This window comes from Phenylobacterium sp., assembly GCF_041919955.1.
Classification (GTDB): domain Bacteria; phylum Pseudomonadota; class Alphaproteobacteria; order Caulobacterales; family Caulobacteraceae; genus Phenylobacterium.
Map to the genome: position 1 here is coordinate 13,354 of NZ_JAYRSU010000011.1, position 15,378 is coordinate 28,731.

The 15,378-nt window shown below is 70.6% G+C and carries 14 protein-coding genes; 2 read left to right on the forward strand and 12 right to left on the reverse strand.

From position 1 onward, the window contains the following. Window positions 1-26 precede the first annotated feature (26 nt). From ACE3T2_RS10885 to ACE3T2_RS10925, 9 genes are all read right to left on the reverse strand, one after another. Window positions 27-434, reverse strand: a complete 408-nt coding sequence (locus ACE3T2_RS10885) for a Fur family transcriptional regulator (protein ID WP_374657166.1) — start codon at window positions 432-434, stop codon at window positions 27-29. Between the two features lie 47 nt (window positions 435-481). Then, entirely contained in the window at window positions 482-946 is a 465-nt protein-coding gene (locus ACE3T2_RS10890; protein WP_374657168.1) for a GNAT family N-acetyltransferase, read from the reverse strand. Further along, complete coding sequence (gene tsaB, locus ACE3T2_RS10895) at window positions 943-1,578, reverse strand: tRNA (adenosine(37)-N6)-threonylcarbamoyltransferase complex dimerization subunit type 1 TsaB (RefSeq protein WP_374657372.1); 636 nt, start codon at window positions 1,576-1,578, stop codon at window positions 943-945. The genes ACE3T2_RS10890 and tsaB overlap by 4 nt, the downstream gene beginning before the upstream one ends. After that, complete coding sequence (locus ACE3T2_RS10900) at window positions 1,578-2,111, reverse strand: hypothetical protein (RefSeq protein ID WP_374657170.1); 534 nt, start codon at window positions 2,109-2,111, stop codon at window positions 1,578-1,580. Before ACE3T2_RS10900 ends, tsaB begins: the two co-directional genes overlap by 1 nt. Before the next feature lie 10 nt (window positions 2,112-2,121). Next, window positions 2,122-2,694 carry a NifU family protein gene (locus ACE3T2_RS10905; RefSeq protein ID WP_374657172.1) on the reverse strand — a complete coding sequence of 191 codons (573 nt, stop codon included), beginning with the start codon at window positions 2,692-2,694 and terminating at the stop codon, window positions 2,122-2,124. Between the two features lie 215 nt (window positions 2,695-2,909). Next, the gene (locus ACE3T2_RS10910) at window positions 2,910-3,419 is read right to left on the reverse strand and encodes a universal stress protein (protein ID WP_374657174.1); all 510 of its coding nucleotides are present in this window, start codon (window positions 3,417-3,419) and stop codon (window positions 2,910-2,912) included. Window positions 3,420-3,440: 21 nt separating this feature from the next. After that, entirely contained in the window at window positions 3,441-4,475 is a 1,035-nt protein-coding gene (gene trpS / locus ACE3T2_RS10915) for a tryptophan--tRNA ligase (protein ID WP_374657176.1), read from the reverse strand. Between the two features lie 147 nt (window positions 4,476-4,622). Beyond that, window positions 4,623-6,248: a murein biosynthesis integral membrane protein MurJ gene (gene murJ, locus ACE3T2_RS10920; RefSeq protein WP_374657178.1), complete on the reverse strand. Its 1,626-nt coding sequence runs from the start codon at window positions 6,246-6,248 to the stop codon at window positions 4,623-4,625. 43 nt (window positions 6,249-6,291) lie between these two features. Then, window positions 6,292-9,114, reverse strand: a complete 2,823-nt coding sequence (locus ACE3T2_RS10925) for a [protein-PII] uridylyltransferase (protein WP_374657180.1) — start codon at window positions 9,112-9,114, stop codon at window positions 6,292-6,294. A 216-nt stretch (window positions 9,115-9,330) separates the two neighbouring features. Here ACE3T2_RS10925 and ACE3T2_RS10930 point away from each other — a divergent pair, with 216 nt between their 5' ends. Further along, window positions 9,331-10,815, forward strand: coding sequence for a methyl-accepting chemotaxis protein (locus tag ACE3T2_RS10930; protein WP_374657182.1), 1,485 nt, complete (start codon window positions 9,331-9,333; stop codon window positions 10,813-10,815). Here ACE3T2_RS10930 and ACE3T2_RS10935 read toward each other — a convergent pair. Together ACE3T2_RS10935 and mutS are read right to left on the reverse strand one after the other, a co-directional pair. Beyond that, a complete protein-coding gene (locus ACE3T2_RS10935; RefSeq protein ID WP_374657184.1) occupies window positions 10,812-11,405 on the reverse strand; it encodes an HAD family hydrolase in 594 nt (197 codons plus the stop codon). The two genes, ACE3T2_RS10930 and ACE3T2_RS10935, sit on opposite strands and share 4 nt — an antisense overlap. After that, on the reverse strand, window positions 11,402-14,086 hold the full coding sequence (mutS, locus tag ACE3T2_RS10940) for a DNA mismatch repair protein MutS (protein WP_374657186.1): 2,685 nt from the start codon (window positions 14,084-14,086) through the stop codon (window positions 11,402-11,404). Before mutS ends, ACE3T2_RS10935 begins: the two co-directional genes overlap by 4 nt. A gap of 114 nt (window positions 14,087-14,200) precedes the next feature. Here mutS and ACE3T2_RS10945 point away from each other — a divergent pair, with 114 nt between their 5' ends. Further along, window positions 14,201-14,725, forward strand: coding sequence for an N-acetyltransferase family protein (locus tag ACE3T2_RS10945; protein WP_374657188.1), 525 nt, complete (start codon window positions 14,201-14,203; stop codon window positions 14,723-14,725). On the opposite strand, the gene ACE3T2_RS10950 is transcribed toward ACE3T2_RS10945, so the two are convergent. Then, window positions 14,722-15,318: a TetR/AcrR family transcriptional regulator gene (locus tag ACE3T2_RS10950; protein WP_374657190.1), complete on the reverse strand. Its 597-nt coding sequence runs from the start codon at window positions 15,316-15,318 to the stop codon at window positions 14,722-14,724. The two genes, ACE3T2_RS10945 and ACE3T2_RS10950, sit on opposite strands and share 4 nt — an antisense overlap. Between the last annotated feature and the right edge of the window lie 60 nt (window positions 15,319-15,378).

Genomic DNA, 15,378 nt, shown 5'->3' on the forward strand with positions numbered 1-15,378 from the left:
AGTTTCAGCCCCGATTCGACGGCCCTCTAGTCCTCCAGCGGCACGCCGTAGAGCTCCAGGCGGTGGTCGACCAGCTTGTAGCCCAGCTTGCGGGCGATGGCCTCCTGGAGGGCCTCGATCTCCTCGTCGACGAACTCGACGACCTTGCCGGTCTTCATGTCGATCAGGTGGTCGTGGTGGACTTCGGTGGCTTCCTCGTAGCGCGAGCGGCCGTCGCGGAAGTCGTGGCGGGCGATGATGCCGGCTTCCTCGAACAGGCGCACGGTGCGGTAGACCGTGGCGATCGAGATATGCGGGTCCACCTCGTGGGCGCGGCGGTACAGCTCTTCCACATCGGGATGGTCGTGCGCGGCCGACAGCACGCGCGCGATCACGCGCCGCTGCTCGGTCATCCGCATGCCTTTTTCGATGCAGAGGCTTTCGATGCGATCCACGAACAGTCTCCTCGGGGGATTCAAACTCAACGCTAAGGATAGGGCCACTAGGCCTTTCGGCCAAGGTCGCGGCGCATGACGAGCGCGTCGGCGGCCGGCGCCGCGCCGCGATCATAGTAGGCTTTCCGCAGGCCGGTCCGCGCAAAGCCGGCCGCTTCGTAAAGGCCGATGGCCGGCAGGTTGTCGTGCGCGACTTCCAGGAACATGACGTCGGCGCCGGCCATCTGGGCTGCGCCCGCCGCCGCCTCCACCAAGGCGCGAGCCAGACCGCGGCGGCGGGCGGGCGGATCGACCGCCAGGGTCAGGATCTCGGCCTCGCCGGCGATCGCCCGGCAGAGGATGAAGCCCAAGACGCCTTCCGCCGGCGCGCCCTGCTCGACCAGCAGGGCGAAACCACCCGGGCCGTCGATCAGGGCGACGATGTCGGGCGCGGACCAGGCATGATCGAAGGCCCGCGCATGTACGGCCGACAAGGCTTGCGCCTCATGGCTCCAGGCGCCGCGCAGCTTCATTCGGAAAGGCTCTTGCCGCCCGGCAGCTTGGCGTCCGGCGCGCGCAGATAGAGCGGCCGCGGCGGGGCCGGCTTGCGCGCGGCGGCGACCATGGCGATGGCCAGTGGATCGACGTGGTCGAGGGGTTCGATGCGGGCGGCCCGGTGCATGTCGGCCAGCAGCGGCGCGCCGGTTCCGACCATCACCTCGGGCGCGAACTCGGCGACCCGGGCCGCGGCGGTCTCCAGCGGCAGGGCGTCGGGGGCGCTGACCGCCACGCCGTCGGCGAAGGCCTGCAGGTAGACCTGGCCCCGCTTGGCGTCGAGCACCGAGAGCACGCGGCCGGAAAAGGGCCGGGCCAGGGCTTCGAGCGAACCGACCCCGACCGCCGGGATCGACAGCGCCGCCGACAGGCCCTTGGCGAAGGCGAGGCCCACGCGCAGGCCGGTGAACGAGCCGGGGCCGACCGTCACCCCGACGCGGTCCAGGGCTCCGAAGTCGAGTCCGGCCGCCTCCATCACCTCCCGCACCAGCGGCGCGAGCCGCTCCTGGTGGCCGCGGGCCATCGGCTCGATACGGCTGGCCAGAACCGCGCCGTCGCGGACCACCGCGGCGGAACAGGCGAACAGGCAGGTGTCGAGGGCAAGGACGATCATGGCCGCGCCGGTGTCCAGCAGCGCGCCAGGCTGTTCAAGGTCTTTTCCATCCAGAGCGCCACAGGCGAGCCGTCGGTGGCGCGCAGTTCGAGCTGGCCGGAATGACGGTCGCTTCCCAGCCGCGCGTCCTGGACCCAGACGAAATAGCTGGAACCGTCGGGGCGCTCGACCGCCGCGGCCGCCCTGCGCCCGGCCAGCGGGACCTCGATCCGGGCGGGCGGAAGGGTTTCGAGCCCCGCCAGCGCGCCGGCCAGCGCCGGGCAGGCCTTGGAGCTGGTCCAGGCGATCGTGGCGGTATCGCCGCCCCGGGTTTCGACCCGGCGGGCGACGAGCGCCCCGCCCTGCACGAACAGGGTGACGCCGGTGGTGGGCCGGCCGGGCGCGCGATAGACCACGAAGGCGCCCCAGGGCATCTGGCCGTCGAGGCGCGCGCCCTTCAGCACCGGCCAGTCGTCCTCGCTGGCCGCGGCGGGCGCAGCCAGGATCGCGGCGCCGACCAGCGCCAGTATGGTCGTCCGGATCGCCCCCAAGAGATCGGCCCTAAAGCGTCTGCTCGACGCGGGTCACCTCGGGCACATAGTGCTTGAGCATGTTCTCGACCCCGGCCTTCAAGGTCGCCGACGAAGACGGGCAACCCGAGCAGGCGCCGCGCATGTGCAGCCAGACCACGCCGGTGTCGGCGTCGAAGCGGTTGAACAGGATGTCGCCGCCGTCCTGGGCTACGGCCGGGCGGATGCGGGTGTCGAGCAGGTCCTTGATCTCGGCCACGACCTGGGCGGTCTCGCCCTCGTAGACCATGTCGTCGTGGCCGCCGGACTGGGCGGTTCCCTCGGTGAACAACGGCCGGCCCGAGGTGAAGTGGTCCATGATGGCGGCCAGGATCGGCGCCTTCAGGTGCGGCCAGTCGTGGTGCGGGCCCTTGCCGACGGTCACGAAGTCCGGCCCGAAGAACACCCGTGTCACGCCCTCGATGTCGAACAGGTCGGCCGCCAGCGGCGAGGCCTGGGCTTCGTCCAGGCTGCGGAAGTCGTGCGAGCCCTCGGCCAGCACCTCCCGTCCGGGCAGGAACTTCAGAACCTCGGGGTTCGGCGTGGCTTCGGTCTGGATGAACATGCGCCAGATGTGGCGTTTTGGGCGCGAAATCGCAAGTTTTCCGTCCGTTCTTTGCGACCAGGCTCCGGTCGGTGTCATCCCGGTTTCGCCATAGGCGAAGACCGGGACCCATTCGCGTCCGAGTTCGAGGATGGGGCGCGGCCGAGCCGCGTCCTGATCTATCCGGTGTTCATGGGCTTGCTTCGCAAACCGGGATGACACCCTCTGGAGACCACCTAAGCCAGGTCGGCGATCTCGTCGTCGGTGAGGTCGCCCGGCACCACCGTGACCGGCAGCTTGCGCGTTCCCCACTTCACGCCGTCCTTGGCGATGGACGACACCAGAGGACCAGGACCGCGGCCGCCGACCGCCGAGGCCAGCACCAGGATCTTGATGGCCGGATCCTCCGAGATCACCTTGCGCAGCGCGGCCCGGGTGCTCTCGGCGTTGAGGATGATGAACTCGGGCGGGGCGCCGGTCTCGGCGACCACGAACTCGGCCATCTTCTGGAGCACCGCCTCGGCCTCCTCGCGGGCCTGACGCTCGATCTCCTGGCGCACGCCGCTCCAGTGCTCGAACACCGCCGGCTCGATGACGCGCAGCAGGGCCACGTGGCCGCCGGTCGAACGCGCTCGCCGGCAGGCGAAGCGCAGCGCCGCCTGGAACTCGGGGCTGTCGTCGGCGATGACGAGGAACTTGCGCTGGCTCATGGCGCGGACGGTGGCCTGCGCGGGCGCTCCGCGCAAGCCACCTTGGATGCTAGGGATTCAGGCGCCCCAGAAGCCGACGATCTTGCGAACCTCGGCCAGGGTGGGGGCCGCCGCCGCCCGGGCCCGTTCGGCCCCGTCCGCCAGCACACGGTCGATCTCCGCCGGATCGGCCATCAGCCGGCGCATCTCATCGCCCACCGGGCCAAGCTTGGCGACCGCCAGGTCGGCCAGTTTCGGCTTGAAGGCGCCGAAGCCCTGGCCGGCGAACTCGGCCAGCACCGCGTCGGACGAACGGCCGTCGAGGGCAGCATAGATGCCGATCAGGTTCTCCGCCTCCGGCCGGCCCTTGAGCTCTTCCAGGGTGGCGGGCAGCGGTTCCGGGTCGGTCTTCGCCTTACGGACCTTCTGGGCGATGGTGTCGGCGTCATCGAGCATGTTGAGCCGCGAATTATCCGACGGATCGGACTTGCTCATCTTCGCCGAACCGTCGCGCAGCGACATGATCCGCGCGCCCGGCCCCTGGGTCAGGGCGTCGGGCAGCGGGAAGTAGGCCGGGACCTCGAAGTCGTGGTTGAACTTCGCGGCCACGTCGCGGGTCAGTTCCAGGTGCTGGCGCTGGTCGTCGCCGACCGGCACCTCGGTCGCCTTGTAGAGCAGGATGTCGGCGGCCTGGAGCACCGGATAGGTGTAGAGGCCGACGCTGGACCGCTCCTTGTGCTTGCCCGACTTCTCCTTGAACTGGGTCATCCGGTCGAGCCAGCCGAGGCGGGCCACGCAGTTGAAGATCCAGGCGAGTTCGGCGTGCTGCGGCACGGCCGACTGCGGGAAGATGGTCGCGACCTTCGGATCGAGGCCCGAAGCCAGGTAGGCGGCCGTGATCTCGCGCACCTGGCCGGCCAGCAGCTTGGGGTCCTGCCACACAGTGATGGCGTGCATGTCGGCGACAAAGATGAAGGTCTCGACCTCGTGCTGGAGGCGGGCGAACTTCACCAGGGCGCCGAGATAGTTGCCGAGATGCAGGGCGCCGGACGGCTGGACGCCGGACAGCACGCGTCGGGGACCCGAATAGGCGGGGGGAGCTTGGTCGGTCATGGGATCGGGCTTCTTGAAAGGAGAACAGGCAGGCGCGCGCATCCGCGCCAGGAAGGGCGGTGATCAGGCGCTACGCCATCGCCACGTGTTGCGTCCGAAAGCCATGGCCGATGCGAATAAGGCCTGCAGCCCAAGACCGCAACCCCGTCAGAGGTCGGTGGACACCGCCGCATCGCCCGGCCGGCGACGGGTGGCGGTCCGGATCTCTGCCAGCGTGATGCCTCGGAAAGCCAGCAGCAGCAGGCCGTAGAGCGCCACCCCGACGGCGGCGGTCGCCAGGACCGCGATCTCCTTGGCCCCAAGGCCGGCGAGGTGGAAGCCGCGCAATGGCGCCTCGATCAAGGCGCGCTCGTGCGAGGCCAGGCCCAGAACGGCGCCGAAGACGGCGCTGGCCGCGGCGATGCGGGCGATGCGGCTCCAGGCCGCCTTGGTCGGCGAATAGTCGCCGCGCCTGGCCAGCAGCAGCACCATCTGGGCGACGTTGATCCAGGCCGCCGCGCTGGTCGCCGCGGCGATGCCCTTGACCCCGACCACCTGGAACAGCGCCAGACCGAGAACGATGTTGATCGCCACCGAGATCAGGCCGAAGCGCATCGGCGCCTTGGTGTCGGCGCGGGCGAAGAACGCCGGCTGAAGCACGCGCGCCAGCACGAAGGCCGGCACGCCCCAGCCGTAGTTGAGCAGGATCCAGCCGGTCTCGCGCGCGTCCTGCACAGTGAAGGCGCCACGGGTGAAGAGGCCGTCGATCAGGAAGAAGGGCATGGCCACCAGGGCGGCGGCGGCCGGCGCGGTCAGGGCCAGCGAGAAGATGACCGCCTGATCGGTCGCGACCTGGGCGTCGTCATGGTCGGCCGCCTGGATCGCGGCCGAGAGCCGCGGCAGGAGGGCGACGCTGACCGCCACCCCGATCAGGCCCAACGGCAGCTGATAGAGCCGCGCGGCGACCTCGGTCCAGGCGCGGCCGCCCGCCACCTGGGAGGCCAGGATGCCGGAGATGAAGATATTGATCTGCACCGCGCTGGCGGCGATCGCGCCGGGGACCGCCAGCGAGACCAGGGCCTTGATCTCGGGCGTCAGCTTGGGCCAGCGCAGGCGGATATGGGCGCCGGTCTTGCGCGCGCCCCACCACAGCAGGCCCGCCTGCAGGACGCCGGCGACAGGGATGCCGATCGAGGCCGCCCAGGCCGCGCGCACGGGGTCGGTCTGCGGGATCACCGCGATCAGCATCACGAGGTTGAGGATGGTCGGAAAGATGCCCGTCAGGATGAAGCGGCGATGGGCGTTCAGCACGCCCGACAGCAGGGCGCCGATGGCCATGCACGGCAGGTAGGGCATGCTGATCTGCGTCAGCACGATGGCCAGCTTGAACTTCACCGGGTCCGAGGCGTAGCCCGGGTTGATGACGTACATCAGCCACGGCATGGCCAACTGCGCCGCCAGGGTCAGGCCGATGGTCACCGCCGCCAGGGTGGCCAGGGCGTCCGATGCGATGCGGTCGGCCTCGGCCTGGCCTTCACCGGTCAGGGTCTTGGTGTAGGACGGGATGAAGGCCGAGGAGAACGCGCCCTCGGCGAAGATCCGCCGGAACAGGTTCGGAAAGGCCAACGCGGTATAGTAGGCGTCGGCGGCGATGGTCGCGCTGGCGCCTAAGCGGGCGGTGAGCACCAGATCCCGCGCCAGCCCCATGAAGCGACTGACCAAGGTCAGCCCCGACAGCAGCAGGGACGAGCGGATGAGCCCGCCCTTGGCGGGTGTGGAGGCGGGCGCGGTCACGGGCGCCTGTGTGCGCTCATGGCCGGGGAGCGGTCAAGCGGCCTTACCGCGCGACGCTGGCGCGGGCGCGTTGCAGGTTGACCCGGGGGCGGGGGGTGGCGGCCTCGACCTCTTCGAGCGAAGCCATGAGCGCGCCCTTCAGCGCCGTCATCCGCTTGGCGTCGGTCAGCTTCGCGCCATCCGGCTCGGTCACGTAGAAAGCATCGACCGCGCGCTCGCCGTAACCGTCGATATGGGCCGAGAGGATCGACAGGCCGGCGTCGGAGATGTTGCGGGCCAGCGCCACCAGCAGGCCCGGCCGGTCGCGGCCCGAAGCCTCGACGACGGTGGAGGCTTCGGACGCCTCGTTGTCGAGCATCACGGTCGGGGTGATGGTGAAAGCCGCGGCGCGCCCGAAGTCCGTGACCCTGCGCGGTTCGCTTTTGGAAGCCTCGCCGCGGCCGGCGGCTTCCAGCGACTGGGCCAGGCGCTCGAGCTGGCGCAGATTGTCGGCCCCGAAGGCGGCGCCGGTCGCGTCCTGCAGGTAGAAGACGTCCAGCGCCTGGCCCTGGCGCGAGGTGAAGACGCGGGCGCCGACGATATTAGCGCCGGCCGCGGTCACGGCGGCGGCGAGGTCGACGAACAGGCGCTGGCGGTCCGGCGCGGCGACCACGACCTCGGAGGCGTTGAGGCCGGGGCGGATATGCCCCTCGGCGGCGACGCCGCCAGCGCCGGCCGCCCGCCGGGCCAGGGCGCCATGGGCCTGGATCTCGGCGTCGGAGAAGCCGGTGAAGTAGGCGTCCTCCATCCCCTGCACCCAGTCGCCGGCGGCCGCATCGGCGGCGATCAGGCGCACCCGCGCGTCATAGGCGGCGTTCTCGTGATAGCGGCGGATGGCGGCGGCGGCGTCCGATCCACGGCCGCCGCGGAACACCGCCTCGGTCGCGCCGTAGAGCTCGCGCATCAGCTGGCCCTTCCAGCCGTTCCAGACCCCGGGCCCCACGGCGCGGATGTCGGCGACGGTCAGAACCAGCAGCAGGCGCAGGCGCTCCGGTGTTTCCACGATGCGCGCGAAGTCGGCGACGGTGCGTGGGTCGGAGACGTCGCGCTTCTGGGCGTAGTCGCTCATCACCAGGTGATGCTCGACCAGCCACGCGACCATCTCGATGCGCTTGCGGTCGAGACCGAGGCGCTCGCACGCCTGGCGCGCCGCGCGGGCGCCCGCCTTCTCCTGGCCCCCTGCCCCGCCCTTGCCGGTGTCGTGCAGCAGCATGGCCAGGAACAGGGCCTCGCGGTCGTCGATCAGCGGCATGATCGAGGTCGACAGCGGGTGATCCTCGGCGAACTCGCCGTTGGCGATGTCGGCGATCACGCCCACGGCGCGCAGGGTGTGCTCGTCCACCGTGTACGAATGGTACATGTTGAACTGCATCTGGGCGACGATGCGGCCCCATTCGGGGATGAAGCGGCCAAGCACGTCGGCCTCGTTCATCATCGACAGCGCCCGTTGCGGATTGCGGCCATGGGCGAGGATGTCGAGGAAAACCTTGGCCGCGGCCGGGTCGCGGCGCACCCGCGCCCCGATCATGCTGGCGCAGCGGCTGGCGGCGGTGAAAGCGTCCGGGTGCAGGTCGAGGTCGCGCTGGTCGGCCAGGCGGAACAGCCGCAGCATGTTGACCGGGTCGGCCTCGAAGATCTGCGGCCCGTCGATGTTGAGACGCCCGCCTTCCTCGTGGAAGCCGGGATCCAGCTTCTTGCGGCGCGGCCTGCCGCGGCCGGGGATCAGGCGCGACAGACCCTTGGGCTGCTGCTTGATCTGCTCGGCTTCCAGCTTGGCGGCGAAGACGCGCGTCAGCACCCCCACCTCCTTGGCGATCAGGAAGTAGCGCCGCATGAACCGCTCGACCGCCGGCGCATCGCCGCGGTCGCCATAGCCCATCCGCCGCGCGATCTCGGGCTGCAGGTCGAAGGTCAGCCGCTCTTCCGGCCGGCCGGTGGCGAAATGCAGGTGGCTGCGCACCGCCCAGAGGAAGTCGAAGGCCTTGATGAAGGCGGTGACCTCCTTGCGGTCGAACATGTCGAGCTGGACGAAGCCGTCGACGTGGCTGACCGGGTGCAGGTACTGGGCGATCCAGAACAGGGTGTTGAGGTCGCGCAGGCCGCCCTTGCCCTCCTTCACGTTCGGCTCGACCAGATAGCGGCTCGCGCCGGCGCGCTCCTGGCGAATGTCGCGTTCCTTGAGCTTGGCGGCGACGAAGGGCGCGGCGGTGCCCTTGACCACCTCGGCGCGGAACCGCCGCAGCAGCTCCTCGGCCAGGGCCTCGTCGCCGGTGAGCTGGCGCGCCTCGAGGATCGAGGTGCGGATCGTGTAGTCCTCGCGGCTGAGCTTCAGGCACTCCTCGACCGTGCGTGAGGCGTGGCCGACCTTGAAGCCCAGGTCCCACAGCGCATAGAGCATGTACTCGATCACGCTCTCGGCGTGGGCGGTCTGCTTGTAGGGACGCAGGAACAAGAGGTCCAAGTCCGAGAACGGCGCCAGCGTGCCGCGGCCGTAGCCGCCGACCGCCAGCAGGGCCAGACGCTCGCCCTCGGTCGGGTTGCGGGCCCGGAAGACGTGGACGGTGGTGAAGTCGTAGAGGGCCGTGACCACCTCGTCGGTGACCCCCGACAGCAGGCGGGCGGTCTCGATGCCGCCGGCCCCGTTCTCCAGCCGCTCCTTGGCGATCATCCGGCCGCGGAACAGCGCCTGCTTGAGGATGTCGAGCGCCCGGCGGCGCTGCTCGGCCTCGTCGCCAGCGGCGTCGAGCGCGGCGGCAGAAAGCTGGGCGCGCAGGCGCACGCCGTCGACGACATATTCCAGGCGGGTGGGACGGAGGCGAGGCGGCATGATCAGGATATAGTCTTCTCCTCGGCCTCTGCCGAGGGCAAGGACGATCACGACGCCAGACCGCAACGGAAAGGCTGGCTTTCGCGGCGCAGCATCGGCTCAAGCTGCACCGTGTGAGGCAAACTGGCGCAGGGTTTGAACCGCCTGAAGACCGCTTACCTATCCTTAACCGCCACAGCCCAGGAGTGCAGTCCAGTCGTAGTGGTGGAGTAGGTCATGACGCGTAGCGGTCTGGACGGGCGCCTGGAGTTCATGCAGGTGGGTCCCGAGACGCGAAAGACCCTCCGCGCCGCGCGGCCGCTGATCTCCGAGAAGCTGCCCGCCGCCCTCGACCACTTCTACGGCCAGGTGAGACGCACCCCCGAGACCCGCGTCCACTTCCGCGACGACGGCCATATCACCAAGGCCCAGAACGCCCAGCTTCGACATTGGCAGGGCATCGCCTCGGGCGAATTCTCGGGCGACTACGCCAAAGGGGTCCAGACCATCGGCGCCGTCCACGCCAAGATCGGACTGGAGCCGCGCTGGTACATCGGCGGCTACGCTCTGGTGCTCGAGCAATTGGTCCGCGCCGTGGTGGCGGAGAAGACCCCGAAGGGGTTCGGCGCCAAGGCCAAGACCGCCGACCTGGCCGATACGCTCTCGGCCCTGATCAAGGGCGCCATGCTCGACATGAGCCTGGTGCTGGACGTCTATTTCGAAGCCGCCGAGGCCGACCGCGCGAAGGCCGAAGCCGAGAAGGCGGCCACGGCGGCCGAGCAGGCGCAGGTGGTCCAGACCCTGGCACGCGCCCTCTCGGGCCTGGCGCAGGGCGATCTGACCAGCCGTATCGACCAGCCACTGTCGGGCGACTACGCCAAGCTCGGCGCCGACTTCAACGGAGCGGTCGAGGCCCTGCACGGGGCGATCGGCTCGGTGGTGGCCTCGGTTCAGGCGGTCACCGCCACGGTCGACCAGCTCAAGTCGTCCGGCGACGATCTGGCTCGCCGGACCGAGACCCAGGCCGCCAGCCTGGAACAGACGGCCGCGGCGGTCGAGGAGATCACCGTCACCGTCCGTCATTCGGCCGACACCGCCCGCAAGACCGCCGGCGCCGTCGCCGACACGCGCCAGGCCGCCGAGCAGAGCGCCCCGGTCGTCGAGGCGGCGATCTCGGCGATGGGTCAGATCGAGGGCTCGGCCGCCAAGATCAGCCAGATCATCGGGGTGATCGACGAGATCGCCTTCCAGACCAACCTCTTGGCCCTGAACGCCGGGGTCGAGGCCGCGCGCGCGGGCGAGGCCGGCAAGGGCTTCGCCGTCGTCGCCTCGGAAGTCCGCGCGCTGGCCCAGCGCGCCGCCGACGCGGCCAAGGAGATCAAGGCCCTGATCACCGACTCCAGCGAGCAGGTGGCCCAAGGCGTCGACCTCGTCGGCCAGACCGGCGAAGCCCTGACCCGCATCGTCGGCCGGGTGACCGAGGTCCACGGCCTGGTGGCGGAGATTTCGTCCTCGACCCAGGAACAGGCGACCGGCCTGAGCCAGGTGAACACCGCCGTCAACGAGATGGACCGGGTGACCCAGCAGAACGCCGGCATGGTTCACGAGACCGCCAACGCCGCCGCCGACCTGGCCCGCGAGGCCCAGATCCTGGCCAGCCTGGTCGGCCGCTTCCGCCTGGCCCAGGGCGAGGCCGCCGCTCCGCGCCGCCGGGCGGCCTAGGCCCGCGCGATCAGGTCCGCCAGCCGGTCCCGCCCGGTCCACACCGCCGCCTTCCAGCCCCGCGCGCGGGCCGCCTCGACGTTGGCGGCCTTGTCGTCGATGAAGAAGATGTCGGCGGGGCCGTAGCCGGTGCGCGCCTCGATGGCCGTGTAGAACTCAGGCGCCGGCTTGGCGTGGCCAAGTTCGGCGGCATAGTGCATCGCATCGAAGCGATCCTTCAGCCCCATCTCGTTCCAGAGATAGGCCGCGCGTTCATGTTCCTGGACGGTGGCCAGGTGCAGGGCGACCCCCTGCCCTCTCAATGCGGCGAGCTGGTCCAGCAGGCCGTGGTCGAGATGGCCGTCTTCCCGGAACCAGTAGGCGCAGAGGTCGTCGCAGGTCAGGTGCGGGGCGATCTCTTCCAGCACCGGCGCCAGGCGCTCGCGCAGCGCCGCGCGGCCATGGATCACGTCGCCAAAATGCGGCTCGAAGAACGCCGCCTGCAGCGTCGCCTTGGAGAGGCCGAGATCCCGCTCCAGGTGGGTGGCCCAGCCGCCCGGCTCGGGATGGACGACGACGACCCCGTCGACATCGACCATCAGCACCTTCACTTCAGCTTGTCCTTCAGGCGGTAGAGCGCGGCCATGGCCTCGCGCGGGCTCATGCTGTCGAGATCGAGGGTCTTGAGTTCCGCTTCCACTTCGCTCGGTCCGAACTGCGGCTCGGGCTCGGCGACATGGGCGGCGAACAGCGGCAGGTCCTCCAGGTGCGCCGGCGCACCGGCTTCACGCTCCAGGCGATCGAGCACCTCGCGCGCGCGGACCACCACCGCCGGGGGCACCCCGGCGAGCTTGGCCACCTGCACGCCGTACGACCGGTCGGCCGGTCCCGGCCCCGCCTCGTGCAAGAAGATCAGGTCGCCGTTCCACTCCTTGGCCTTCAGCGAGAGGTTGGAGACGAAGGGCAGCCGGTCCTCCAGCACCGCCAACTCGTGATAGTGGGTGGCGAAGAGACCACGGCAGCGGTTGGTCTCGTGCAGCGCCTCCGCGCAGGCCCAGGCGATGGCCAAGCCGTCATAGGTGGCGGTGCCGCGGCCGATCTCGTCGAGGATAACCAGCGAGCGGGGCGTGGCCTGGGTCAGGATGGCGGCGGTCTCCACCATCTCGGCCATGAAGGTCGAGCGACCGCGCGCCAGGTCGTCGCCTGCGCCCACGCGGCTGAACAGCCGGTCGACCACGCCGATCCGCAGCGCCTTGGCCGGCACGTAGCAGCCGGCCTGGGCCAGCACCGCCAGCAGGGCGTTCTGGCGCAGGAACGTCGACTTACCGGCCATGTTCGGACCGGTGACGATCGACAACCGCGCCGCGGCCGCCCCCGCCCCATCCAGGCGGCAATCGTTGGGGGTGTAGGGATCCCCGGCGCGCTTGACGGCGGCTTCCACCACCGGGTGGCGGGCGGCCTCGGCTTCGAACACGGTCGAACGATCGACGATCGGGCGGGCGGCGCCGACGTCGTCGGCCCACTCGGCCAGACCCGCGGCGACGTCCAGCCGCGCCGCGCCTTCGGCGGCGGCCTGGATCGCGGCGGCGATACGGATCGCGGCCTCGCGCCAGGCCTCGAACGTGGCGACCTCCATGGCCAGGGCGCGCTCGGCCGCCTGGGCGATGCGGGCGTCCAGCTCGGCCAGCTCGACCGTGGTGAAGCGCACCTGGTTGGCCAAGGTCTGGCGATGGATGAAGGTTGTGCTGAGCGGCAGGACCATCAGCGGCTCCGCCGCCTTGGCGGTGGCCTCGACGAAATAGCCGAGCACGGCGTTGTGGCGGATCTTCAGCGCCACGCCGCTCTCAGCCGCCAGCCGCGCCTCGAGCTGCAGGATGACCTTGCGGCTGTCGTCGCGCAGGGCGCGCGCCTCGTCCAGTTCGATGCGGACTCCGGCGGCGACGAAGCCGCCGTCGCGGGCCTGGGCCGGCAAGTCCTGTCCCATCCCTTCGGCCAGCATGCGGCGGAAGTGGGCCAGATCGGCATTGGCGCTGGGATGCAGGGCGGCGAGCGCGTCGGCGATTTCCGGAGGCGGCGGCGGATCAAGCGGCTCGGGATGGCCGAACAGGGCGAAGATCGCCTCTCCGCCCGCCAGGCCGTCGCGCAGGCATCCCAGGTCGCGCGGGCCGCCCCGGCCGAGGGCCAGACGGGAGAGGGCGCGCGCCATGTCGCCCATGCCGCGCAACTTCTCGCGGAGCTTCTCGCGCAGGGGCCGGCGCTCGCAGAACCATTCGATGGCGTCCAGACGCGCGTCGATAGCGGCGGGGTCGAGCAGCGGACGGGCCAGGCGCGAGGAGAGCAGGCGCGCGCCCGGCGCGGTGATGGTGCGGTCGATGGCGCCAAGCAGCGAGCCGTCTCGCGAACCCGACGTCGACTTCTCGATCTCCAGGCTGGAGCGGGTGGCCGGATCGATGGCCATGACGTCGGCCTCGCCGGCCCGGCGCGGGGCGGTAAGCGCCGGCAGCTTGCCGGCCTGGGTGGTCTCCAGGTGGGCGGCGATGAGGCCGAGGGCCGAGACCTCCGCCCCGGTCAGCTCGCCGAAGCCGTCGAGCGTGTCCACGCCGTAAAGGCGCTTCAGCCGCGCCTCCGCGGCCGAGGGCTCTGACAGCGCCGAGGGCATCGGCTGGATCAGGCCGCCGGCCGACTTGAATGTGGTCGCCAGGGTCTCGTCGGCGAACAGGCGGTCGGGCACCAGGGTCTCGGACGGCCCCAGCGCGGCCAGCGCCGAGGCCAGGGCCTCGCGCGACAGCGCCATGCACTCGACCTCGCCGGTCGAGAGCTCGACGCTGGCCACGGCCGCCGCGCCCGCGCGCACCGCGACGGCGGCCAGGCGGTTGGCGCCACGGGCGTCCAGCAGGCCGTCCTCGGTCAGGGTGCCAGGGGTGACGACGCGCACCACGTCGCGGCGCACCACCGACTTGGAGCCGCGCTTCTTGGCCTCGGCCGGGTCCTCCATCTGCTCGCAGAGGGCGACCTTGAAGCCCGAACGGACGAGCTTGGCGAGATAGGCCTCGGCCGCGTGCACCGGCACGCCGCACATCGGGATCGGCGCGCCGCCGTGATTGCCCCGCGCGGTCAGGGTGATGCTGAGCGCCGCGGCGGCCTTCTCCGCGTCCTCGAAGAACAGCTCGTAGAAGTCGCCCATGCGAAAGAACACCAGCGCATCGGGCTGGCGGGCCTTGGCCTCGAAGAACTGGGCCATGACCGGCGTGGCGCCGGTCGGGTCGGGAATGGCGGAGGTCGGGGCGTTCATGAGTTCGGGGAAGCTAATGGCGCCCGCGTGATCCGTCAGCCCCCAAGGCGGCCTTGCGCCCCCTTGAACCTGACCCTTCGGCTCCCAAGCTGTGACTAAGTCAGGAGCGACCTCGTGCAGCACGTGATCTTCCCGCCTGGACCGGACGACGCCGAGGATCTGGCGCGCCTCCATATCACCTGTTGGCGCGAGACCTATCAGGGCCTGCTGCCGGACGCCTTCCTCAATCGCATGTCGGTTCCGGTTCATGCCCGCCGGTTCCGCGCCGGACTGCTGAACCCTGGCCCGCTGGACGCGACCCTGGCGGCGGCCGACCGCCGGGGGATCATCGGCTACGCCCAGGGCGGTCCCTCGCGCGCACGTCGTCCCGGCGAAGCCGAGGTGATGACACTCTATGTGCTGCGCGCCGCACAAGGGCGCGGGATCGGCCGCGATCTGATGACCGGGATGGCGCGGATCATGGCCGCGAACGGCGCGACGTCGCTGATGCTGTCGGTGCTACGCGACAACATCCCGGCGCGGGGGTTCTACGAACGCCTGGGCGGACGGGCCGAAGCCCCCCGGCGCGAGCCGGGTCCCGGCGGGGTCACCTACGAGGTGAGCTACCGCTGGCCGGACATCTCTGTCCTGACGGTCTAGGCCTGCATTCCGGCGACGACCGCCCGAACCATCGCGCGCATCACCCGCTCGGCGTCGTCGGGCGCCAGCCGCTGGTCCTCGCGCAGTCTGCGCCAGACATCGAAGCTGAGCGTGAGATCCAGCGCCTCGACCAGATCCGGCGCAGGGACGAGCACGCCTTCCAGATGGCCGAGCAGCAGCTCGCGTTGGCGGCGGACGAAGTTCTGGTGGGCGGCGGTCAGCGAAGGCGACTGCACGCGGTTGGCGTCGGCGAAGGCCTTGGGTCGCGCCAGCTTCTCAAACACCACGCGCCGGCGGGCGACGAGCTGGTCCAGGCGCTCCAGCAGGGCGCCGTGAACCGGCTCGGAGTAGATCGGGGCCAGGCGCTCGTCCATCACCTCCTGCAGGCCCTGACGCAGGCCGTCGACGTCGTTGAACAGGCGGAAAACCGTCCGCACCCCGACCCCGGCGCGCAGGGCGACGGCTTCGGCCGAGGGCTGGATCTCGCCCTCCTGGATAAGATCGACCATCGCCTCGAGAATGCGGGCGCGGCTGGCGACCGCGCGGGCCCGGCGGCCATCGGTCTTTTCAGGAAGGTCTGCGAGCGCGCTCATGAAGGGTCACTAGATCGCGGTTCGCGCGGTTTGCCCATGCGACGTTTTTTGGCGGCGTTG